This is a genomic window from Pseudomonas sp. HMWF006 (genome assembly GCF_003061205.1).
GTDB lineage: Bacteria > Pseudomonadota > Gammaproteobacteria > Pseudomonadales > Pseudomonadaceae > Aquipseudomonas > Aquipseudomonas monsensis.
In genome coordinates this window covers 1-5,004 of the sequence record NZ_QAIU01000646.1, presented here as the reverse complement: position 1 = coordinate 5,004, position 5,004 = coordinate 1, and the positions used below count along the sequence as shown (strand labels likewise).

4 protein-coding genes are annotated in these 5,004 nt (G+C 60.7%); all 4 read left to right on the top strand.

Going from position 1 to position 5,004, the window contains the following annotated elements:
- Positions 1–380: 380 nt before the first annotated feature.
- Complete coding sequence (flhA, locus tag DBR24_RS29835) at positions 381–2,510, top strand: flagellar biosynthesis protein FlhA (RefSeq protein WP_123465785.1); 2,130 nt, start codon at positions 381–383, stop codon at positions 2,508–2,510.
- A gap of 11 nt (positions 2,511–2,521) precedes the next feature.
- Positions 2,522–3,862 (top strand): flagellar biosynthesis protein FlhF, encoded by a 1,341-nt coding sequence (flhF, locus tag DBR24_RS29830; RefSeq protein ID WP_123465787.1) that lies wholly within the window; start codon positions 2,522–2,524, stop codon positions 3,860–3,862.
- 116 nt (positions 3,863–3,978) lie between these two features.
- A complete protein-coding gene (fleN, locus tag DBR24_RS29825) occupies positions 3,979–4,809 on the top strand; it encodes a flagellar synthesis regulator FleN (RefSeq protein ID WP_003222917.1) in 831 nt (276 codons plus the stop codon).
- Positions 4,806–5,004 (top strand): sigma factor (locus tag DBR24_RS29820; protein WP_305889160.1); only part of this gene is annotated, 199 nt, incomplete at its 3' end. The genes fleN and DBR24_RS29820, both read left to right, overlap by 4 nt.

The following is a 5,004-nucleotide window of genomic DNA, read 5'->3' as shown; positions in this document are numbered from 1 at the left end:
GTAGGCAATGGCGCAAGGATGTGTAGCCTGTAAGACGTGTCTGAAGGTGTCTTTTAAACACCTTCGTTTAAATGAAGAAATTTGCGCCGAACATAAGGGCCCCTTCGCGAGCAAGCTCGCTCCCACATTTGGATTGCATTTCAATCTGACATTTGGAATGCATTCCCCTGTAGGCCTTCGCCTGCTCGCGATAGCGGTCTGTCTGGTTTGAATGTATTGACTGGAAAAATCCTCATCGCGAGCAGGTGAAGGCCTACATGGGTCGCGTTCACCTCCCTCTCTGTTTCAATCCTTGGCAAAAGTTGGAAAGCTTCTTGCAGTACCCGCCGTGAGCCCGCTCTGGGCGTCAAAAGTTTGCTTTAAAGGAACGGGGAAAACCGGTGGATCGCTCTCAGTTATTCAACACTGCTCGCTCGAATGTTGCCGACCTCAGTCGAGGCAATCTGGGCGTGCCATTGTTGCTGCTGGTCATGCTGGCGATGATGATGTTGCCGGTGCCGCCGTTCCTGCTCGACGTGTTCTTCACCTTCAACATTGCCCTGTCGATCGTCGTCCTGCTGGTCTGCGTCTATGCATTGCGGCCGCTGGATTTCGCGGTGTTCCCGACCATTCTGCTGGTGGCGACGCTGCTGCGGCTGGCGCTGAACGTGGCGTCGACGCGGGTGGTGATGCTCCACGGTCAGGACGGCCACGCCGCCGCCGGCAAGGTGATCCAGGCCTTCGGTGAGGTGGTGATCGGCGGTAACTACGTGGTCGGTATCGTGGTGTTCGCGATCCTCATGATCATCAACTTCGTCGTGGTGACGAAGGGTGCCGGGCGGATTTCCGAGGTGAGCGCACGCTTCACCCTCGACGCAATGCCCGGCAAACAAATGGCGATCGACGCCGACCTCAACGCCGGCCTGATCGACCAGAACCAGGCCAAGGCCCGGCGTTCCGAAGTTGCTCAGGAAGCCGAGTTCTACGGTTCGATGGACGGTGCCAGCAAGTTCGTCCGGGGTGACGCCATCGCCGGCCTGCTGATTCTGTTCATCAACCTGATCGGCGGCATGGCCGTTGGTATCTTCCAGCACAACATGAGTTTTGCCGACGCCGGCAAGGTTTACGCCTTGCTGACCATCGGTGACGGTTTGGTGGCGCAATTGCCATCACTGTTGTTATCGACAGCGGCGGCGATCATGGTGACCCGTGCTTCCGGTTCGGAAGACATGGGCAAGCAGATCAATCGTCAGATGTTCGCCTCGCCCAAAGCGCTGGCGGTGGCGGCGGGCCTGATGGCGGTCATGGGCCTGGTGCCGGGCATGCCGCATTTCTCGTTCCTGAGCATGGCCGCGCTGGCTGCCGGTGGCGCGTACCTGTTCTGGAAGAAGCAGAACGTTGCCAAGGTGCAGGCTCTGCAAGAGGTCAAGCGCCAGCAGGAACTGCTGCCGTCGCCGGCCCGCGCCATGGAAACCAAAGAGCTGGGCTGGGACGACGTGACACCGATCGACATGATCGGCCTGGAAGTCGGCTATCGCCTGATTCCGCTGGTCGACCGCAATCAGGGTGGGCAATTGCTGGCGCGAATCAAGGGCGTGCGCAAGAAGCTCTCGCAGGATCTGGGCTTCCTGATGCCGACCGTGCATATTCGCGACAACCTCGACCTGGCCCCGAGCGCTTATCGCCTGACCCTGATGGGTGTGATCCTCGCCGAAGCCGAGATCTATCCCGATCGCGAACTGGCGATCAACCCGGGGCAGGTCTACGGCACGCTCAACGGGATCAACGCCAAAGATCCGGCTTTTGGCCTGGAGGCGGTGTGGATCGAAATCAGCCAGCGTGCGCAGGCACAATCGCTCGGTTACACCGTGGTCGATGCCAGTACCGTGGTCGCGACTCACTTGAACCAGATTCTGTACAAGCACTCCAGTGAGCTGATTGGCCACGAAGAAGTGCAGCAACTGATGCAATTGCTGGCCAAAAGCTCGCCGAAACTGGCTGAAGAGCTGGTGCCGGGTGTGGTGTCGCTGTCGCAACTGCTCAAGGTGCTGCAGGCGCTGTTGGCCGAACACGTGCCGGTGCGCGATATCCGCAGCATCGCCGAAGCCATCGCCAACAACGCTGCCAAGAGTCAAGATACCGCCGCATTGGTGGCTGCGGTCCGGGTTGGCGTTTCTCGCGCCATCGTCCAAAGCATTGTAGGCACTGAGTCCGAGCTGCCTGTGATCACCCTGGAGCCAAGGTTGGAACAAATATTGCTCAATAGTCTGCAGAAGGCAGGACAAGGCTCGGAAGAGGGCGTTTTGCTGGAGCCGAGCATGGCCGAGAAGCTGCAGCGTTCGTTGATCGAAGCGGCGCAGCGTCAGGAAATGCAAGGTCAGCCGGTGATCCTCTTGGTAGCCGGCCCGATACGCGCGATGCTCTCGCGCTTTGGTCGCCTGGCAGTCCCTGGATTGCACGTGCTGGCCTACCAGGAAATTCCGGACAACAAGCAAGTGACCATCGTTGCGACAGTAGGGCCCAACGGCTGAGGTAGTGGTTTATGCAAGTTAAGCGTTTTTTCGCCGCCGATATGCGTCAGGCCATGAAGCTGGTTCGTGATGAGCTGGGCGCTGATGCCGCCATCATTGGCAACCGCCGCATTGCCGGCGGCGTCGAGCTGACGGCGGCGCTGGATTACAAATTGTCGGCGCTGGCGCCTCGGGTTCCGAACATGGAACTCGAAGACGAGCTGCGCAAGACCCAATCGCGCATCGTCACCGCCCAGGCCGAACTGAGCCTGCGTGGCGAAGCCGACGGCAATACCAATCGCCAGTTGTTCGCCGGGCTGCCGTTGACGGCCGGCCTGCCGCTGACTGCTGCCGAACCTTTGAGCGAGCCGGCCTACGCCGCTCCGGCGCGTCCGGCCCCGGCCCCTGCGCAGTCCTCCGGCGGTGTCGACCCGCGTGCACTGGACTCGATGCGCTTCGAATTGAACAGCCTGCGCGAACTGATGGAAGTGCAGCTTGGCACCCTGGCCTGGAATCAGCTGCAAGGCAGCCGCCCGGCGCAGGCCAATCTGTATCGCCGTCTGCAGCGCATCGGCCTGTCCGGCCCGCTGTCGCGCGATCTGCTGTCGATGATCACCGATATCGAAGAGCCGCGTCAGGCCTGGCGCATGTTGCTTGCGCATCTGGCGCGGATGATTGCCGTGCCGGAAGTCGAGCCGCTGGAAGAGGGCGGGGTGATTGCCATGGTCGGCCCGGCCGGCATGGGCAAGACCACCACGCTGGCCAAACTGGCCGCGCGTTATGTGCTCAAATACGGCGCGCACAACGTGGCGCTGGTGAGCATGGACAGCTTCCGCATCGGTGCACAGGAACAGCTCAAGACCCTCGGGCGGATTCTCAATGTGCCGGTGACGCACGTTGATCCGGGCCAGTCGCTGGTGCAGGCGCTGGATCCGTTGCTGCGCAAACGCGTGGTGCTGATTGATACTGCCGGCCTGCAAGCCAGCGATCCGGCCCTGCGCATGCAGCTGGAAAGTCTGGCCGGGCGCGGCATCCGTTCAAAAAATTATCTGGTGCTGGCAACCACCAGCCAGAAACAGGTTCTAACCGCCGCTTATCACAGTTACAAGCGTTGCGGGCTTGCCGGGTGCATCCTGACTAAACTGGATGAAACGGCCAGCCTTGGCGAAGTGTTGAGCCTGGCGATCAGTCATGAATTGCCGGTCGCGTACCTGACCGATGGCCCACGGATTCCGGATGATCTGCATCTGCCGCGCCGTCATCAGCTGGTCAGCCGCGCCGTCAGCGTGCAAATGCAGGAAGAACCCAGCGAAGAAGCCATGGCTGACATGTTCGCTGATATCTATCACAGCCCGACCAAGCAGGTAGGCTGAGGTATTCATGAACAGTTTTTGTACCTACATCGATGGCCTGCCATGCATTGTTCCGGTTGTGAACGCGCAGCCAGTAATGTGGCCTCCGTCTATGCAAGACAAGGTAAAGAAATAACATGGGCAGCATGCATCCCGTACAGGTGATCGCGGTGACCGGCGGCAAAGGTGGCGTCGGCAAGACTAACGTGTCAGTGAACTTGTCTCTGGCGCTGGCAGAGCTTGGCCGTCGGGTCATGCTGCTGGACGCCGACCTGGGGCTGGCGAACGTCGACGTTCTGCTGGGACTGACCCCCAAACGTACTTTGGCCGACGTGATCGAAGGCCGCTGCGAGCTGCGCGACGTCCTGTTGCAGGGCCCCGGCGGGATCCGCATCGTGCCGGCCGCTTCCGGCACCCAGAGCATGGTGCACCTGAGCCCGGCGCAGCACGCCGGCCTGATTCAGGCGTTCAGCGACATCGGCGACAATCTCGACGTGCTGGTGATCGACACCGCTGCGGGTATTGGTGACTCGGTAGTCAGTTTTGTACGCGCCGCGCAGGAAGTGTTGCTGGTGGTCTGCGACGAGCCGACGTCCATTACCGACGCCTACGCGCTGATCAAACTGCTCAACCGCGATTACGGCATGAACCGCTTCCGCGTGCTGGCCAACATGGCCCAGAGCCCGCAGGAAGGGCGCAACCTGTTCGCCAAGTTGACCAAGGTCACGGATCGCTTCCTTGACGTGGCCCTACAATACGTCGGCGCCGTGCCTTACGACGAAAGCGTGCGTAAGGCGGTGCAGAAGCAGCGTGCGGTCTATGAAGCCTTTCCGCGTTCCAAGTGCGCCCTGGCGTTCAAGGCCATCGCCCAGAAGGTCGACACCTGGCCGCTGCCGGCGAACCCGCGCGGCCACCTGGAATTTTTCGTCGAGCGCCTCGTGCAGCAAACGGCAGGACCAGTGCTATGACCGCCAGCGGTATGAATTACTACAAGAAGTCGGCACGCGACGCGCAATACGAGTTGATCGAGCGTTACGCGCCACTGGTCAAACGCATTGCCTACCACTTGCTGGCACGCTTGCCGGCCAGTGTGCAGGTCGAAGACCTGATTCAGGCCGGCATGATCGGTCTGCTCGAAGTCTCGACCAAATACGACGCCAGCA

What these genes read in the sequence shown, in the direction of transcription:
- fleN (WP_003222917.1), top strand. Translation starts at nt 3,979, where the DNA reads ATGGGCAGCATGCATCCCGTACAGGTGATCGCGGTGACCGGCGGCAAA.
- flhF (WP_123465787.1), top strand. Translation starts at nt 2,522, where the DNA reads ATGCAAGTTAAGCGTTTTTTCGCCGCCGATATGCGTCAGGCCATGAAG.